This window comes from Halpernia humi, assembly GCF_900108025.1.
In the GTDB taxonomy this organism is placed as follows: Bacteria; Bacteroidota; Bacteroidia; order Flavobacteriales; family Weeksellaceae; genus Halpernia; species Halpernia humi.
On the sequence record NZ_FNUS01000007.1, the window covers coordinates 205,707 to 222,828 of the forward strand.

At 33.6% G+C, this 17,122-nt stretch carries 10 protein-coding genes; 4 read left to right on the forward strand and 6 right to left on the reverse strand.

Translation table 11 applies throughout. The annotated features are described in order from the left end of the window. From C4S29_RS13485 to C4S29_RS13510, 6 genes are all read right to left on the reverse strand, one after another. Entirely contained in the window at positions 1-1,371 is a 1,371-nt protein-coding gene (locus tag C4S29_RS13485; protein ID WP_103914623.1) for a glucoamylase family protein, read from the reverse strand. 3 nt (positions 1,372-1,374) lie between these two features. Then, positions 1,375-2,772, reverse strand: a complete 1,398-nt coding sequence (locus C4S29_RS13490; protein WP_103914624.1) for a glucoamylase family protein — start codon at positions 2,770-2,772, stop codon at positions 1,375-1,377. Between the two features lie 269 nt (positions 2,773-3,041). Further along, on the reverse strand, positions 3,042-4,022 hold the full coding sequence (locus tag C4S29_RS13495) for a LamG-like jellyroll fold domain-containing protein (protein ID WP_103914625.1): 981 nt from the start codon (positions 4,020-4,022) through the stop codon (positions 3,042-3,044). 17 nt (positions 4,023-4,039) lie between these two features. Continuing rightward, positions 4,040-5,506: a RagB/SusD family nutrient uptake outer membrane protein gene (locus tag C4S29_RS13500; protein ID WP_103914626.1), complete on the reverse strand. Its 1,467-nt coding sequence runs from the start codon at positions 5,504-5,506 to the stop codon at positions 4,040-4,042. An 18-nt stretch (positions 5,507-5,524) separates the two neighbouring features. Beyond that, positions 5,525-8,308, reverse strand: coding sequence for a SusC/RagA family TonB-linked outer membrane protein (locus C4S29_RS13505; protein WP_103914627.1), 2,784 nt, complete (start codon positions 8,306-8,308; stop codon positions 5,525-5,527). Between the two features lie 280 nt (positions 8,309-8,588). Beyond that, positions 8,589-11,294 carry a two-component regulator propeller domain-containing protein gene (locus tag C4S29_RS13510; protein ID WP_221405540.1) on the reverse strand — a complete coding sequence of 902 codons (2,706 nt, stop codon included), beginning with the start codon at positions 11,292-11,294 and terminating at the stop codon, positions 8,589-8,591. Between the two features lie 292 nt (positions 11,295-11,586). On the opposite strand from C4S29_RS13510, the gene C4S29_RS13515 reads away from it, so the two are divergent. The 4 genes from C4S29_RS13515 to C4S29_RS13530 all read left to right on the forward strand — a co-directional run bounded on the left by C4S29_RS13515 (position 11,587) and on the right by C4S29_RS13530 (position 17,010). Then, positions 11,587-12,276, forward strand: a complete 690-nt coding sequence (locus tag C4S29_RS13515) for a DUF4197 family protein (protein WP_103914629.1) — start codon at positions 11,587-11,589, stop codon at positions 12,274-12,276. Positions 12,277-12,320: 44 nt separating this feature from the next. After that, positions 12,321-12,626, forward strand: coding sequence for a DUF493 family protein (locus C4S29_RS13520; protein ID WP_103914630.1), 306 nt, complete (start codon positions 12,321-12,323; stop codon positions 12,624-12,626). A gap of 219 nt (positions 12,627-12,845) precedes the next feature. Further along, positions 12,846-15,605, forward strand: a complete 2,760-nt coding sequence (locus C4S29_RS13525) for a TonB-dependent receptor (protein ID WP_103914631.1) — start codon at positions 12,846-12,848, stop codon at positions 15,603-15,605. A gap of 13 nt (positions 15,606-15,618) precedes the next feature. Next, positions 15,619-17,010 carry a hypothetical protein gene (locus C4S29_RS13530; protein ID WP_103914632.1) on the forward strand — a complete coding sequence of 464 codons (1,392 nt, stop codon included), beginning with the start codon at positions 15,619-15,621 and terminating at the stop codon, positions 17,008-17,010. The last annotated feature ends 112 nt before the right edge of the window (positions 17,011-17,122 follow it).

Genomic DNA, 17,122 nt, shown 5'->3' on the forward strand with positions numbered 1-17,122 from the left:
TTAATTAATGTGATGTTGTTTAGACTTAAAACCTAATTTTTGTAAACCTGTTCTAATTTCTGGTGCATTCATAAATAAATCCCAAAGCAAGCCTGTGCGGTAATTTTCTATCATCGGGGAAATTGTGCCTTGGTCTATGGCGAGATATTTCTTGGCAACCCAGTCGTTATATTGAATTGAAGTGGCGTCGTAAGGACCTGCAACGCCAATGAATTCTGGTTTTGTATAAATAAATTTTAGAAAATCCATCGATTTTTTTGGTGTATATGGAAAACTAGAAAGTGCAGCGGTTGGTGTAATGACGCCATTGTCATTTGTCGGCGAATGTGCGGTGTAGCCAATGCTTCCGTCTTTATTTCTGGTGTAACTTGCCGTTAAACCCCAATAATTTTTGCCGTATCCTTTGAAGTTTTTGGGATTTTCTAGGCAATATTTGTAATCGATTAATACTTGGTTTTTGTTTAAATCAAAGTAATTTTTCACATATTTATCCGATAAGCCTCGTGGATCTAACGCTAAATATGAATATTGCGACCAAAAAAGTGGACCGCCGTATTCTTCTGAACCATTGTGCTTTACGAAAAGTGGTAGATTATACTTCTTTTTATCTGTAGTGTAAGTGCCGTTTCTGCTCCAGCCTTTTTCAAAGGTTTCTCTATCAATGGAATATTTGGGTGAAGATCCTGCTAAAACGTAGGTAATTAAGCATTCATTATAGCCCTGTAATGGAAAATTCATTGCCCAGCCGTAATCTGGCGACCAATGCCAATAGAGGACTTTTTCGCCGCCTTTTGTGTACCAATTCCATTCTACGCTTCGCCAAAGTGCATCACAATTTTCTGCTAGCTTTTTTTCTTCTGCATTTCCGTTTTTAAAATATTCTCTTACGCAGATTAAACCTTGGGTTAAAAATGCGGTTTCTACTAAATCTCCGCCGTCATCTTTTTTACCAAAGGGTACAGTTTTGCCTGTTTCACCGTTGATCCAATGTGACCAAGCGCCATGAAAACGATCTGCGTTTTTTAAGAATTCTGTAATGTGCGTCAATCTCTTTACTGCTTCGTCGCGCGGGATAAAACCACGATCGACACCGACAAGAATTGACATTAGGCCAAAACCAGAACCGCCTGTTGTAACAACATTTGGATCGTTTTGCGGATAGATTCCATCGGGATGAAATCTTTCTCTTCCCATAAGTGAGTTTGGCTCGGCATAATCCCAAAAATATTTTAGCGTTTGTTTTTGAACTAAATTAAGAAGTTCGGTATCAGAATTAGAACTATTTGCTGTGCTTCCACCATCGGGAGATTTTGTAGCGCAGGAGAAAAACATTAAAATAACAATTGATAGGGATACTAATTTTTTTAGCATATTTTAAAAATTATATTTTGTGGAATGAAAGCCTAATTTTATTAATCCTTGTTTTACTTCGGGTGCATTCATAAATAAACTCCAAATAAATCCTGTTTTATAATTTTCTACCATTGGCGCAATTGGCCCTTGATCGATGGCTAAATATCTTGGTGTAACCCAATTGTACTGTAAAGAATAGGCATCATAAGGCCCAGCAACGCCGATATATTTATCGTAATTATCATTATATAAAAATTTTAGCATTGCCATACTTTCGGTTGGTGTATAAGGAAAACTAGAAAGCGCCGCTGTCGGAGAAATTATACCCAAATCATTAAGTGGAGAATGTGCAGAATAGCCCGTTGAACCGTCTGCATTTCTTGAATAACTAGCGGTTAAACCCCAACTTTTTGCACTGTAACCAACATAACCTTTCGGGTTTGCCAAACAATACTGGTACATTATTTTTGCATGATTTGTGGTTACATCTTGGTAGTTTAAATTAGCATCAGACAAGCCATTTGGATCTAAACCTAAAAATGAATAATGGGAAAAAAACATGGGCCCAACATTTCCGCTTGCGCCTGCATGGTTTGCCACGACAGGAATTCCGTATTGAACTGCTCCATTTTTAATACTTCCACCGGATTCATAACCTTGATCAAAAACCACTTTTGGAATGCTGTGCGTTGGTGAAGCGGCAGCCAAAACGTAAGTCATTAAACATTCATTATAACCCTGAATTTTTAAATTAATTGCCCATTGATTGCTCGGCGACCAATGCCAATATAGCGCATTTTGATTTCCTTGTCTATACCAATCCCATTCTACGCCTTTCCAAAGTGCGTCTGCTTTGGTAACCAAAGCCTTCTCGGTAGGATCGGTAGAATCTTTAAAAAATTCTCTTACGCAAATTAGACCTTGAACTAGGAATGCAGTTTCAACTAAATCACCGCCATTATCTAAATTTCCAAACGGAATTACTTTCCCTGTCGAACCGTCAATCCAATGCGGCCAAGCGCCATGAAAACGATCTGCATTTTCTAAGAATTGCAGTGATGTTGTTAATCTGGATACGGCTTCAGAACGTGAAACATAGCCATTTTTTATGCCCACTAAAATGGTCATTAAGCCAAAACCAGAACCGCCAGTGGTCACTATATTTGCATCTAAACTAGGGTTATCTGTATTGTAACGTTCCCGTGCTAATTTTGAATTAGATTCTGCATAATCCCAAAAATATTTTAGTGGATCTTTTTCTGCTAAAACTAAAAGTTCGGCTTCCGAATATTGGGTGGTTGTGGGAGGGTTTCCTGAACCGCCTCCAATTGGAGTACCGCCACCAGTTGGTGTAGAATCTGATCCACTACAACTCATTAGCATTAAAAAAATCAGGATTAAAATTGAATAAATTTTCATATGTAGATTTTTATTGTCTTTTTAGGTGATATGCAATCGCTCAATCTTCCTAGGTGTTTGCAATTGCAAATCATGGCGATTTCATAGGTGTTTATCTATTGTTTGCAAAGGTTATATGCAAAAGAATAACTTTATCAGTGTTTATCTCTCAATTAAATTATTTTAATCAGAATCGATGATTTTTCAATTGTTTGCAAACATGTTAACGGCGATTTCATAAAATAAATTTAAAAAAAAAGAGCCAAAAAGTGGCTCTTTTAAATTAGAAGTTAGCGTCCATCTTTTTCTAGTTTATAGAGCGCAGCAACATCTGCGCTTGGCAAAGCAATGTTGTAAATCCTAAATTCATCTAGCATGCCTGCATAACTTGTAGCCCAACCTTGTGGACCGCCATTATTAAGTGGTGGCGTAGTTTGAAACTGATGGTTGCCGAAAAGTACCTTTCCATTTGTACCCTTCATTAAGAAATCTCCATATCCTGCTGCATTATTTGGATTATCTAAACCTCCAGGATTATCTGCAAATAATTTCGCAGATCCTTGAACGCCACCTGCCGGAGCATATGGAAAATTTCCCAAATTAGCCGCAGGTTCTCCATCTTTATATGCGCTTAAGGTACTGGTCTTAGCGTCGTAAGTATATACAACGTGAATCCATTTATTTTTTGCGTTATCAATATTCATAATAGCACCTTGGCTTCCCCAAGCAACTCCTGGTCTTCCATTTTCTAAGTCAATTTTAAGTCGAATTCTATCGGGAAATGCACCATCTGGATTTTCTAAAAACAGATTAATTCCGCCCCAAAACTCTGTAGGTCTAACAATGGAAAAAATACCTTGTGCACCTTTTCCTTGGCCTGCAACAGCAGGATCTACAGTGCCTGCACTGTTCATCCAAAAGGCAATTGTAAAACTATTTAAACCAGTAATTGAAGCATTTGCATCTCCCACGAAATAACGCATTTGGCTACTAGAACCTTGGTAAGCGTTACCTTTTACTCCTGCTACATAAGCAACATTCGTTGGTTGTGCATTTGTTATTGCAGCCATTTTGTCTGTTAGAGCATTTTCAAAACTAAATTTTGAAACTAAATTGCCGGAAGCAATTGCATCAGAATTTTCGTAACCGCCAATTGCCGGATATGGAATTGATGGATTATCTTTATCTATACTCTCATTATTACAATTGATAAAAAGTGTCGAAATCACTAGCGCTGCGGCTGTATATTTTAAAAATTTAATATTTTTCATTTATTTAATAATTTGTATTAATATCCAGGATTTTGGGCTGTTAAACCTTTGGCTTCAGAAATAAAACTTTGAGGAATTGGGAATACTTCATTTTTACCTACTGTGAAAGTTTTACCATCGGCAGCCATTGCTGCAGCGGCTTGACCAGTTCTTACAAGATCAAACCATCTGTCGTGCTCGAAAGCCAATTCTAGTCTGCGTTCTTTCCAAATTGCAATTCTCATATCGGCTTGCGAAACTGCGGTTGTTTTTGGTAAGTGTGCGCGATATCTAACTTCGTTTAAAAAAGGTGCGGCTGCAGATGTTTGGTTCAATTCATTCATTGCTTCAGCTTTCATAAGCAAAACTTCTGAATATCTTAGGTAACGGATATTTGCATCAGAATCATCATCCCCAGTAAAATTAGAAGAATAGCATTTGTAATTATAATAAGGATTTTCAACTGTTGAAGGAACTACTCTTCCATCATATAGTGTAGAATTTCTAAAAATTATAGTGGCATCTCTTCTTACTGTATCTCCTGCAGCATTGTATGCATCTACTAGATTTTGAGAAGGCGTATTAAAACCCCAGCCCCAGCCGCCAGCGCCACGAGCACCTTGGGTTTGCGAGTATTGCTGAATTCCAGGTTGTGATTGGCCACCTTTTCCTTGAATTTCGAAAATAGATTCTTGATTATTTTCACCTGATATTTTATAAATATCCGCAAAGTTTGGTGTTAAAGAATAGCCTACAACTAAATTACAATTATCAATTACTTGTTGCCATTTTTTTTCATAAAGTGAAACTTTAGCTAATAAAGCGTAAGCGGCACCTTTGGATGCTCTACCCACATTTGCGCCAGTATATGCACTTTTATCTGGCAAGGCTGCAATCGCATCTTTTAGATCATTTTCAATAAATGCGTAAACCTCTTCTTTTGTTTTTTTTGTTAAAAGCATCGCTCTATCTGCTTCATCACCTGGATTTGCCACGTGATCTACAATTGGAACTCCACCAAAAGAACGAACAAGTGTAAAGTAGGCAAATGCTCTTAAAAATTTTGCTTCACCAATTAATCTCGCTCGTAATGAGGCATCCGCTTTATCAAGCAAAGGTAAAAACAACAAGGCTTGATTAGACCTGTTTATGGCTTGGAAATTACCTTGCCAAACATCTTGAAACGATGGCATTGTTGCGTTAAAATTTAAAGCGTCTAATAAATCTTTATCTGATCCTGTATCACCTGGCGAAGAGCCTTTGTCGGCATCATCAGATGTGATACTTGAAACACCATTCCAAGAAAAAGAACTGATATTCCAATCTAAAAATTTTGCATAATTTGCTGTAATGAAACTTTCTGCGCCTGCATTGTTATTATATAAAGAAACGTCTGTTGCAGAAACCGCTTCTGTTGGTTTTACATCTAGAAAATCATTTGAGCAACTTTGATTTACTGCTGCAAAAATTAACAATGTAGAAACTAGTATTATTTTTTTATTCATTTTTCTAAATATTAAAAATTAAAATTGAAGATTAAGTCCAACTACGAAAGATCTTAAAGTTGGATAGGCATCTAACTCTACGCCTGTATTTCCATAAGGATTTCCGTCGGCATTAAGTTCAGGTGAAAAACCAGAAAATTTCTGGAAAATAATTGGATTTATTGCACTTACATATAGTCGTACGCTTTTAAGATAATCCACTGGTTTTGTTAGAGTATAACCCACTGAAATATTATTTATTCTGAAGAAATCTCCAGATTCCAAATAATAGTTTGAAGCAATAGGCACTGTATTAGATGGTGCTGGGTTTGCAGCGCCAGTGTTTGTGCTAGACCAAAAATCTGTAGCAACACTATATTCTATGTTTTCGCCAGAAAATCGTTGTGCTTTTTTACCATTATAAACTTTAGAGCCAATTGTTCCGTAGCCATTGGCAGAAAAATCTATATTTTTATATTTAAAACCAACGTTTATACCATAAGTAGAACTTGGAATGTACGAACCGAAGAATTTTCTATCTGTGGCGTCATCTGCACCCGTTTTACCGTTTCCATTGGTATCAACATAAGTAAAATTTCCGTTTGCATCTTTCCCAGCAACTTCCCACAGCCAAAAACTACCTAAAGGTTGCCCAACCGCTGTTGCATCTAATAATTTTGTGTATTGCCCATTTCCTAAACCACCACCTCTAATAGGGCTTACGTTGGCGTCACTTAGGCTTGTGAGTTCATTTTTATTATAGGAATAATTTCCACCGATATTATAAGTGAAATTTTCATTTACACGGCCATCATAACTTAAAGTGGCTTCTATCCCTTTATTTACGACAGAGCCAAGGTGAGATAAACCACTATTCGAAATACCAGACGTTGAAATAGGGATTGAGGCTAGAATAATATTAGTAGTTTCTCTGTTATACACATCTACACTCCCTTTAAATTTTCTATTTAAAACTTCGAAATCTACACCTGCACTTGTTTCTTCAGTAATTTCCCAAGAAAGATTCGGATCAAATATTTTATCAATAGTGGTTCCGCTGCTATTTGGCATATTATTAAAAGAATAGTTATAATTAACACCAGTAGCGAATGGAAGGTAGTTGGTCGGTATATTTTGATTTCCTAATTTTCCCCAACCACCGCGTAGTTTTAATAAATTAAAAAACGTGCTGTCTTTTAGGAAATTTTCTTCTGAAATAACCCAACCGAGACCAAATGCTGGAAATGTTCCCCACTTATTACCATCTGAAAATTGGGAAGAACCATCTCGTCTAATTGTTGCGGATAATAAATAACGATTCATTAATTTATATTGTGCCCGCGCAAAATAAGAATTAGTGGTATTTTTATTTCCATTTACGCTATTAAGTTGTAAAATTTGGTCTAAATAATTGGTTCCAGAAACATCCCAATAATTTGGATCATTGATGACGTTTTTTCTTAACATGTAGAGAGAATTTATACCGTCTTTCACTGTGGCTTCGGTACCAACTGTGGCTTCGATATCATGGATTCCAAATTTTTGAGCGTAAGTCAAATAATTAGTTAACGTCCAGTTAAAATAATCTTGTGTATTATTTGCCAACGTATTGGTGTATTGACTTGCAGTTTGCCCAATTAACCTCTGTTGACCATCAAAAATATACGATTTAAAATTAGAATATTCTCCTGAAAACTGTGAAGTAAATTTTAAATGTTTAATAATATCAATATCTAATTTTAAACCACCTTGCATTAAGTAAGATTTCTGTTTTTCATCGTTAAACGCCAATTGTGCGACAGGATTTCCTACATTATTAAATTGTGAGATCCCCGTTGCGGAAGCAAAACCATCTGCCCCAACAATCGGCACACCGTATTCCCCATTTGGAAAAAATACTGGAACTATCGGTGACTGTTTATAAGCAGTAGTGAACGCACTTAATGGCTTGGGCGTTGTATGATTAAATGTTACACTAAAATTTTGGGTAACAACAATTCCTTTTCTAATTTTAAATTCATTGTTTGTTCTAACCGTAGTTCGATTATAATCTGTTCCGTTCAAGATAGATTTTTCCTCATAATTGCTTAAACTTAAAAAATATTTTGCACTTTCTGACGCGCCCGATAGCGAAATGCTATTATTACTGTACATGCCCGTTCTTGTAATTTCTTTAAACCAATCCGTATTTACTGGTTGATCTTGTGAAAACTTAGTAGCACCTAAAGCCGTATTGGTATAGTAAGAAAACAGATTACTACCCGCCATCTTCACTTCTTTAAGCGGCATTCTTACACCCACATAGCCATCATATTCTACATGAATTCCCTTTCCTCGTCCTGTTTTAGTTGTAATGATAATAACTCCATTTGCTGCTCTGTTACCATAAATTGCCAATGCTGAAGCATCTTTCAAAATATCATAACTTAAAATATCATTGCTGTTGATGTTATTAATATTATCTACAAACAAACCATCTACAACATACAACGGATTTCTACCAGATAACGCAGTTCCTAAACCTCTAATTATAACTGTAGGTGTGGAGCCTGGTAAATCTGAAGCAACAACAGTAACACCTGCCGCTTTACCTTGTATTGCTTGTGTGGCATTTAAAACTTTAGTTTTATTTACCTCTTCAGAATTGATGGTGCTTATAGAGGTAGTATTATCTACCTTTTTCCTGCTTCCATAACCAATCATCACAACTTCTTCTATTTTATTTTCTTTAGTTAGCGTGTCTTGTACTTGCTGCGCACTTAGATCTGCAGTGAAATAAAAGACAGCAATTGCACTAACAAATTTTAATTTTTTATTTTTCATATATATACATTTTTACTTTTAACAAATATAGAAGATTATTTTCTGAGTGTTAATATTTCTTAAAATACATCAATGACACATCTATTAAAATATTCTACAAAAAAGACACATAAACCATACATTATAAGATACTTATGGAATTTTTTGTAAAGACTATTAAATTATTATTGATGTAGTTATGATGTAGTATAAAATAAAAATTGATGTACTTATTGCTAGTAAAATTGTATAAAAAACACCAATTTAATCAACGAAAAATTGTCTGCTTTGTATATAGTCATTAAAAACTGATCATATATTTGGATAAATTAACTTGAGAATCTAAGTTCATTTTTTTTCTGAGGCGATATCTGTGGATTTCTACTCCACGATAGGTGATCGAAAATAGCGGTGCTATTTCTTTTGAAGACAAATTCATTCTAAGAAAAACGGAGAGTTGTATATCTTTTGGAGTTAAATTAGGATGTGCTTTAATAAGTCGTTTTATAAAATCATTGTGTACAATGTTGATATTCGCTTCAAAAACTTCCCATTCTTTTTTAGATTTGTTTTGGTTGATCATTCTTTTTAATTTCTTTTTCAAATCTTCATCTTCACTTTTTGAAACTAAACTGTTAATATCGTCTTCCAATCTGTTGTATTTTGCTAATAATAAAGCTTTGGAAGCTAATTCTGAGCTTTTTAAATTATAATCTGTTTCTATTTTATGTTTTTCTAAAGAAATTTGGGCTTTTTCTAACTCTTTTTTCTTTTCTAGCATTTCCATTTCGTGCAAATGTTTATTCTCTTCTTCAATGAGTTTTATTTTCTGTTTTGTCTTTATATGCTGAACATTAAAATAAATATAAATTCCAAAGAAGAGAAATAAAATATAAAATAGTATCATCCACCAAGAAAAATACCATGGGGAAGCAATCTTAATATCTACCTTGTCTATCTGTTGTATTTTATTTTGGATGTTTTGATAGATTTTTATCTCATATCTTCCAGAGTTTAGGTGTGATAGATTGATCTGATTATTTTTAATAAGAATTGGCGCCAAATCATTGTCTAAAGAATAGTATAGAACTGGCGCATTATCTCCATAATACCCACTTAAAACATTTAAGAATAATTGCTTATGCTGAAAAGGTATATTTTTTTTAACATTGAAAACAGAATCTTCTATTTTTATTTGATATTGTAATTTTGCTTTTTTATCCGAAATATGATGCGGATTAATTAAAAAGAAACCATCATCCAGAGTAATGAAAACAGTATCTGAAGACTTATCAAAATCAACAAAATTTGGGATAAGTTTACCTCTATAATACTTTTCTTGAATGGGAATGCTTAAAAATTTGCCATCTTTATACTTAACCAAAAAAGCGCCTATATCATTAATGAGAAACCATTCTTTATCACTTATATTATAGACTTCTAAAGTATTTTTGAATTGATTGTTTAGCAGTTGGTTTTTTTCTAATTTTTCTGTGATGGGATTATACTGATAAAAAATCTTGTCTACCAAAAAATAAACATTGGCGTTTAATTCTACCAAAGAACAATGATAATCTTCCTTCAAATTGCTCTTCTCAGTGATATTGGTGGTAGCAAAAGATTTTAAATCATTATCATACTTTATAGCATAAATACCTTTTTGAAAATCTAACGCAAAAATAATATTCTTATGAATGGTCGATATTTTTTTTATAGGTCTATTTGGATAATTTATTTTCTTCCAGGTCCAATTTCCATTTTTATATTCATACAAAAAAACTCCAATATAGGAAGATTGAACATAATAATTAGGAATACCTAAAGCTTGAAAATCTGTACCGCTGTTGTTGTTAAGCTTTGTGGATTGTTGGTTTTTATAAATATAAGTGCCATCATTTCCACCGCAAATAAATTGATTTTCAAAGGGGAAAATATCCCACATCTGCCCTTCCGCATTAGGAATTTTTTGCAATTCATTATCATTAAAACGATACAAACCATGGTTTGATGCGAGTAAAAATTCTTTGTCGTGATATTTTAAACTATAAACAGAACCCAATTTTCCGCTTAAATCCGTCATAATTTTATAAGGCGAATTAAACTCTAAATATGCAATACCATTATCTAATCCCAACCAAATATTTTTTTCTTTATCCTGAAAAATGGCAAGCACAGAATTGTTCATCAAACCCAAACTATGATTTATAATTTTGTAGAATTGGGTTGCTAGATCATATTCTATTAAGCCATTATTTACGGTCCCAATAAGCAATTGGTTGCTTGAAATTTGAAGAACATTATTAATTAAACTCTCTTTCAAGATTTTGTTTAAAGGGCTAGACAAAGTCACTAAAGTTTTATCCTTTAAAACAAAAACGCCATATTTTAGGGTAAAAATCCACAATTGGTTATTTACATTCTTTATCGAATGGATAATCTTATTCGATAATTCTGGAAATCGATATTTGAGTGTAATTTTATCATTTTTAAGTTGATAAATTGCGCCAGAAACACCACTTATTAAAATTTCATTACCAACCACATAAGCAAAAGTAATAGTTTCGGGAAGTGGAATAATTTTGATTTTACCAGAATCTAGAATGTAAATTGTATTAAAAGATTGAAAATAAATTTTATTCCCAAATTTGAATATTTTCCAGATTTCTTCGCTACTTTGTTTAGAAAAAAGATTCTTGTTTTCGGTTAATGAATGGTATTTATACTCAAGATTTTCATCTGCTTTCCAATATCCAAATTCTTTATAAGAGCCGCAATACAAACGATCTCCATCTGCAAAAACAGAACGTATAACGGTCTGTTTCGGATACTTTAATTTTTGCCAAAAAGCACCATTATATTTTAAAATATTATGATTATTAGCAAAAAACATATTCCCAAAATTATCTTGCGCTACAGACCAATTCTGGTTTTCACCAGAATAATCATTTTTAGAAAAATTTTGATAAAATGGCAAAAGATAACTTTGAGCTTGCAACGCTAAACTCAAAAAAATAAAAAAAAGTTTAAGATATTTCTTCAACATATTGGTGTAGATCAATATTCAAAAATAGCAATTTATAAATTACTTAAACTATTATAGAAAATTAAAATATTTGCAGTGCGAAACTACTTTTAGTATTAAATATAAAGTAGACAGTAATTGAAATATACTATTATCTAAACAATTTGAAAAAGAAAAAAATATTTATCTTTCTTTGTTGAAATTTTGTAACTTCTTGGCTCAATTTTTGAGCGTCGAAATCTGAAAATTTTATGATTACAAATTAAAAACATATAAAATGAAAAAAAATTTTATCATCGTTGCGGCTGTTTCTACTGTTGCCATTGCTTCTACAGCAACTTCTTGCGTGGCACTTGCTACATCAAGTGTTGGTTTAACGATTATTAAACAAGTTTTACTTGGCGGCATTACAAAAGGCCTAAATATTTTTAAAGATAAAAATAGTTTCCTTTCCAATAATTTAATAGATCAGGCTATACCTACACAACTGCAAAAAGTAAATTCTACTTTGCAAAGTATTGGCTTAAGCAGTCTTGTGGCAAAAGAAAAAGATTACATTGCGCAAGCAGCCGCATACACAGTTGGAGTTGCCCAACCCATCTTAACCAACGCCGTAAATAATTTAACCACAGAAGACGCTGCTAGAATCGCGCAAGGAGGTTCGGGCGTTGCCACTCAAATTTTAAGAGAAAAAACTGAAAGCCAGTTAATTGCTGCCATTACTCCTAAAGTAGATGAAAAATTAAACCAATTTGGAATCGTTAAATCTATCAACACGGCTTTAAGCGGAAGTAATTTGCTTGGTTCACTATTAGGAAACAACAATTCTAATAGCAGCGCTTTGAGTGGTGGTTTAAGCCATTTGGCTTCTCAGCAATTGGTAAATGGATTATTTAATATCATCCAAAAACACGAAATAGACAATACTTCTTTACTGAAAAATGCACTGAATCAAAATTTAAAATAAACAACTTTCGTAAGGAAGTTTTTCATCAATTATAAATAAAAAACATGAATATAGTAGGCCAAAATACCACTTCAGATCCAGAGGCTTTTTACGAATCATTAAAGGAAAAATTAGAGCAAACACACAATTTTCCCGAAGATTATTTGTTCAAATTTATCATCACAAACAATCAATCAAAACTAACGGAAATTTACCGCGTTTTTGATGGAATAAAATACACACTCACAAACAGAGATAGCAAAAACGGGAAATACACTGCGGCAAGTTTTAACGCTTTTGTTTTAGACGCCAATCAGGTGATAAAAATTTATAAGGAGGTTGGCTCTATTGAAGGTGTTATGATGCTTTAGCACACGTTTATTGAATTAAAAATCTCTTTGAATATTAATTTTAATAAAAAATTAATATGAATTTCTTGTTAACGATTTACTAATTATATTTTATATTTTACTTAAAAAAAAACTATAATATTAAGTTATAGATAAATCTATATTTTCAAAAACGAAGCGAGGCTTTTAGCTTTTACATTTGTACCGAAATTTTTTATTAATTAAAAAAAAAGGTTGATTATGAATCTAAAAGTGACTTTGTTATTTATTTTTTTTGTTAATTTCTATTTTGCACAAAGTATTTCAGGTATTGTGAAAGACAATATAACGGGTGAAGCCGTTGTGGGTGCTAAAGTAGAAATAGAGGGAAACAATCAAAAAACCGTCGTAAAATTAGATGGTACTTTTATATTAAAAAAAATTCCGCCCGGATCTTATACGCTAAAAATTTCATCACCCAATTACGCGAAACAAGAAGAGCAAATTTCAGTTCTAGAGAATCAAAATACAAAAGTAGAAGTGCTTTTGCATGCCAAAAACGAAAAATCAATAGAAACGGTTTTGATAATTGGAAACCGTGAATCTGACAGAAATATTCAGAATATTGAAAAAAATTCCGATCAATTAAAAAATATCGTGTCTTCAAAGAACATTGAATTGATGCCAGATATTACGGTTGCAAATGTATTGCAGAGAGTTTCAGGTGTAAATATTGATAGAAACAATAGTGGTGAAGGCAGATATCCGGTAATCCGAGGAATGGATAAAAGATTTAACAGCACTTTGGTAAACGGAATAAAAATCCCAAGTCCAGATAATAAAAACAGATATGTACCGCTAGATTTATTTCCTTCCGAAATATTAGAAAGATTAGAAGTCATTAAATCTTTAACTCCCGATATGGAAGGCGACGCAATTGGTGGCACCATCAATTTAGTGATGAAAGACGCTCCAAGTAGAGAATTATTACAGATTAATTCTTCTGAAGGTTTTAGCACTAGTTTCACAAAAAACAATCCTTTTTTATCTTTTAACCATAGTGTAATAAATAAAAAATCGCCTTCCGAATTATATGGCGAAGATTACCACGCCGTAAGTTCAGACTTTCCTAGGGCAAATTTATCTTACACCAATCGAAATATGCCGCTTAATTATAATTTCGGCTTAACTTACGGAAACCGGATTGGAAAAAATAAAAAATTTGGATTTCTACTTGCGGGAAGTTATCAAAAAAATTATACAGGTTCCTCTTCAATTTTTGTAAAACCAAATGCGGAACCAAATGCGGGAAATGAACCTACTTTTTCAGATATTTTGATAAGAAATTATTCTACAGAAAGCGCAAGATTGGCCTTAAATGCAAAATTAGATTATCGTTTTAATTCAAAAAATAAAATCAGTCTTTTTAATCTTTACACAACTTTAGACCAATATCAAGCAAGACATACTGTAGATTCTATATTTGCAATACAACGAACAGGACCCGGAAGTGGAAACGTGCAAATTTTTGAAAGAACATTCAGACAACTTCAACATATTTATAATACAACCTTGCAAGGCGATCATCAATTAGCTAATAAATTAAAATTTGATTGGAGCGCTGTTTATTCTCGTGCTAAAAATGAGTTGCCAGATTGGGCAGAATACAGTTCACTTCACGCCGTATATCAAAATCAAAGCGTTACAGCCGACCAACTTCAAGGTATGGAAAGGCAATGGACCCGCAACACGGATCAAGATATTTCTGGTTATATTAATTTTACTTACGCCCCAGAATTTTTCGGACGAAAATCAAGTTTCAAACTAGGTGGAATGTATCGACGTAAGAACAGGAATAATTATTTTAATTCCTATTCGTTTTCAGCGATTCTCAATCCCGACGGTAGTCCACAAGTTTTTACTAATATTTTTGATGCGCAATATGGTTTTAAAGGCACAAATACAGGTTTAGCAGGAGATCAAGGTGCAAATAATTATACATTTGATGAAGATATAGCCGCAGGTTATCTTATGGGCAAAATATCATTAACGGATAAATTGGAAGTCTTAGGTGGTTTAAGAATAGAAAGTACCCAAGCTAAATACAACACTTTAGCAGGTGATACTTTTGATTACAAAGACGGTAGAATTTCTTACAATGATGCTTTACCAAGTGCTCAAATAAAGTATGAAATAAATAATCACCAAAATATTAGAGCATCTTATTACAAAGCAATTTCCAGACCTGGTTTTTCTGATATTGTGCCATTGAGAATTATTGGAGATGTTTATGACGAAGTGGGAAATCCATTTATAAAAAGAACGCAATCAAGCAATTATGACTTAAGATACTCTTATCTTTCAGGTGTAGCAAATCAGTTTTTGGTGGGTGCTTTCTATAAAAACATCATCAATCCAATTGAAACGACTGTGCAACACCTCGGTAATTTACCCGGAAATGTTGTATTAACACCATCTAATTTTGGTACATCTGTTAATTATGGTTTAGAGGTAGTTTATTCAAAATATTTTGGAAATCTTGGTTTTTTAGCAAATTACACCTACACACATTCCGAAATTACAACAAACAAATTACAACAAACAAGCAGCAATTTACCAGAAATTGTACAACAAAAAAGACCTCTACAAGGACAAGCAGAACATATAGGAAATCTATCATTAATATATAAAAATCCGAGATTGGGTATCAACACTCAAATCGCCTTTGTTTATACCGGACAGCGAATTGCGCAAGTGAGTGCTTTTAAAGATTTAGATTATTGGCAAAAAGCATATACCAAATTAGATTTTTCTTTGGAAAAAATATTCGCCAAAAAGTTCTCATGTTTTGTGAAGATCAATAATTTAACGAACTCTCCTTACGAGTTATTTTTAAAACAACCCAATATTTACCGTTCAGGAAAAGGCATTCTACCAATTCAGGACAGCGACAATAGAATTAATGTTCAAAGAGATTATTACAAACCCTCATTTTTATTAGGCGTTAGATTTAAAATGTAAAAAATAAAAAATTATGAAAATTTCCCATCTATTTTTAATCGGTATTTTACTTAGTTTTATTTCGTGCTCAAGGTTCGAAGAAACTAAAACTGATCTTTATGCTCACGTCGATGCACCATCTAATCCTGTGAGTGATACAGCGCCATTGCACGGAAGCATTAAAGGAACTATGTTGAAAGGAAAAACCTACACTATTGATGCAGATGTTTATGTCAATAAATCGGATACACTTATCATTCAAGAAGGTGTACACCTTAATGTAATAAACAGCGCTGGAATTCTTGTGAAAGGTGTTTTTATTAGTCTTGGTACAAAAGAAAACCCAAATTGGATTACCGTGCCGAATGTCGTTAAAACGGATGAACCTGGCGCAGATGTAAACAGCGATCCGGCTTATAAAGGATTATGGAAAGGGATTTTAGCAACTCCAGATTGCCCTTTAATGGTTATAAAATGGACGCATGTGGAATTTGGCGGTGCAGCAGTTATGGGCTTATTTTCAGATATTGGTTTCAACTCTGGGAATAAAGGCGCTTATGATATATATTTTCAAAATCCCGCTGGATTATTTGTGCTAGAAGATTCATGGATTTATGGTTCGGTAGATGATCCCGTTAGAGTTTTAGGCGGCCGAGTTGAAATGTTTAGAAATACATTCGAAAAGTGCGGTTACACGGGCGGTGAAGCGGTTAATTTGAAAGCAGGTGCGGTAGGCGATTTTGCCTATAATCTTTGTATTGGTATTGCCACAAATGGCCCAAAAGCGTCTAATAAATCTGCAACAATTGCACAAACTAATATGAGATTTTATAACAATACCATTGTAAATTGTGGCTTTAGAAGAGCAGATCCAGGGAGAGGTGGTTCAATAAATTATGAAGAAGGAGCAGCAGGAATGTACTACAATAATTTGGTTGTAAATTGTAGATATGGCCCGAGAGTAGTTCCCAATCCAATTGCAGACATTGCACATTTATTTTACGGAAACACTTTTCAATATGCAGATGATGCAGCGATGGCTTCTGAGTTTTATCCCCATGGTTACATTCAAATTCCACAAACATCAGATTTCCCGAAACCAAGTACATTTCTCCCAGCTAGTTACCAACCAGGAGATGTTTATGATGGCTCATCATTAGTCGGTTTAAATAATCCGCAATTTGTTAATGCTCCAATTCCCACCCCACCCGGTCGTCAAGCTAGTGATTATAGCGCCGTAAATAATTTTAATTTCTCACTTAAACTTAATTCGCCTTGTATAGGTAAAGGTTTTACAGGATTTAAAGCATTAGGAAATGAACAAAATTTCCCTATTGATTTAAAATATGGTGCTTCAGAAATTACTCCGCCAGGAAAAGACATCGGTGCCTATCAAATTAACGGAACAGGAAATCAACATTTTTAACAAAAAATAAATATCCAATAATAGATTAGTTTAAGGCAAATATTACTTATAAAACTTTCTGAATTTACCGCATTTGTACGCCAAACTTAATATTAAAATCAAAGTTTTTGGC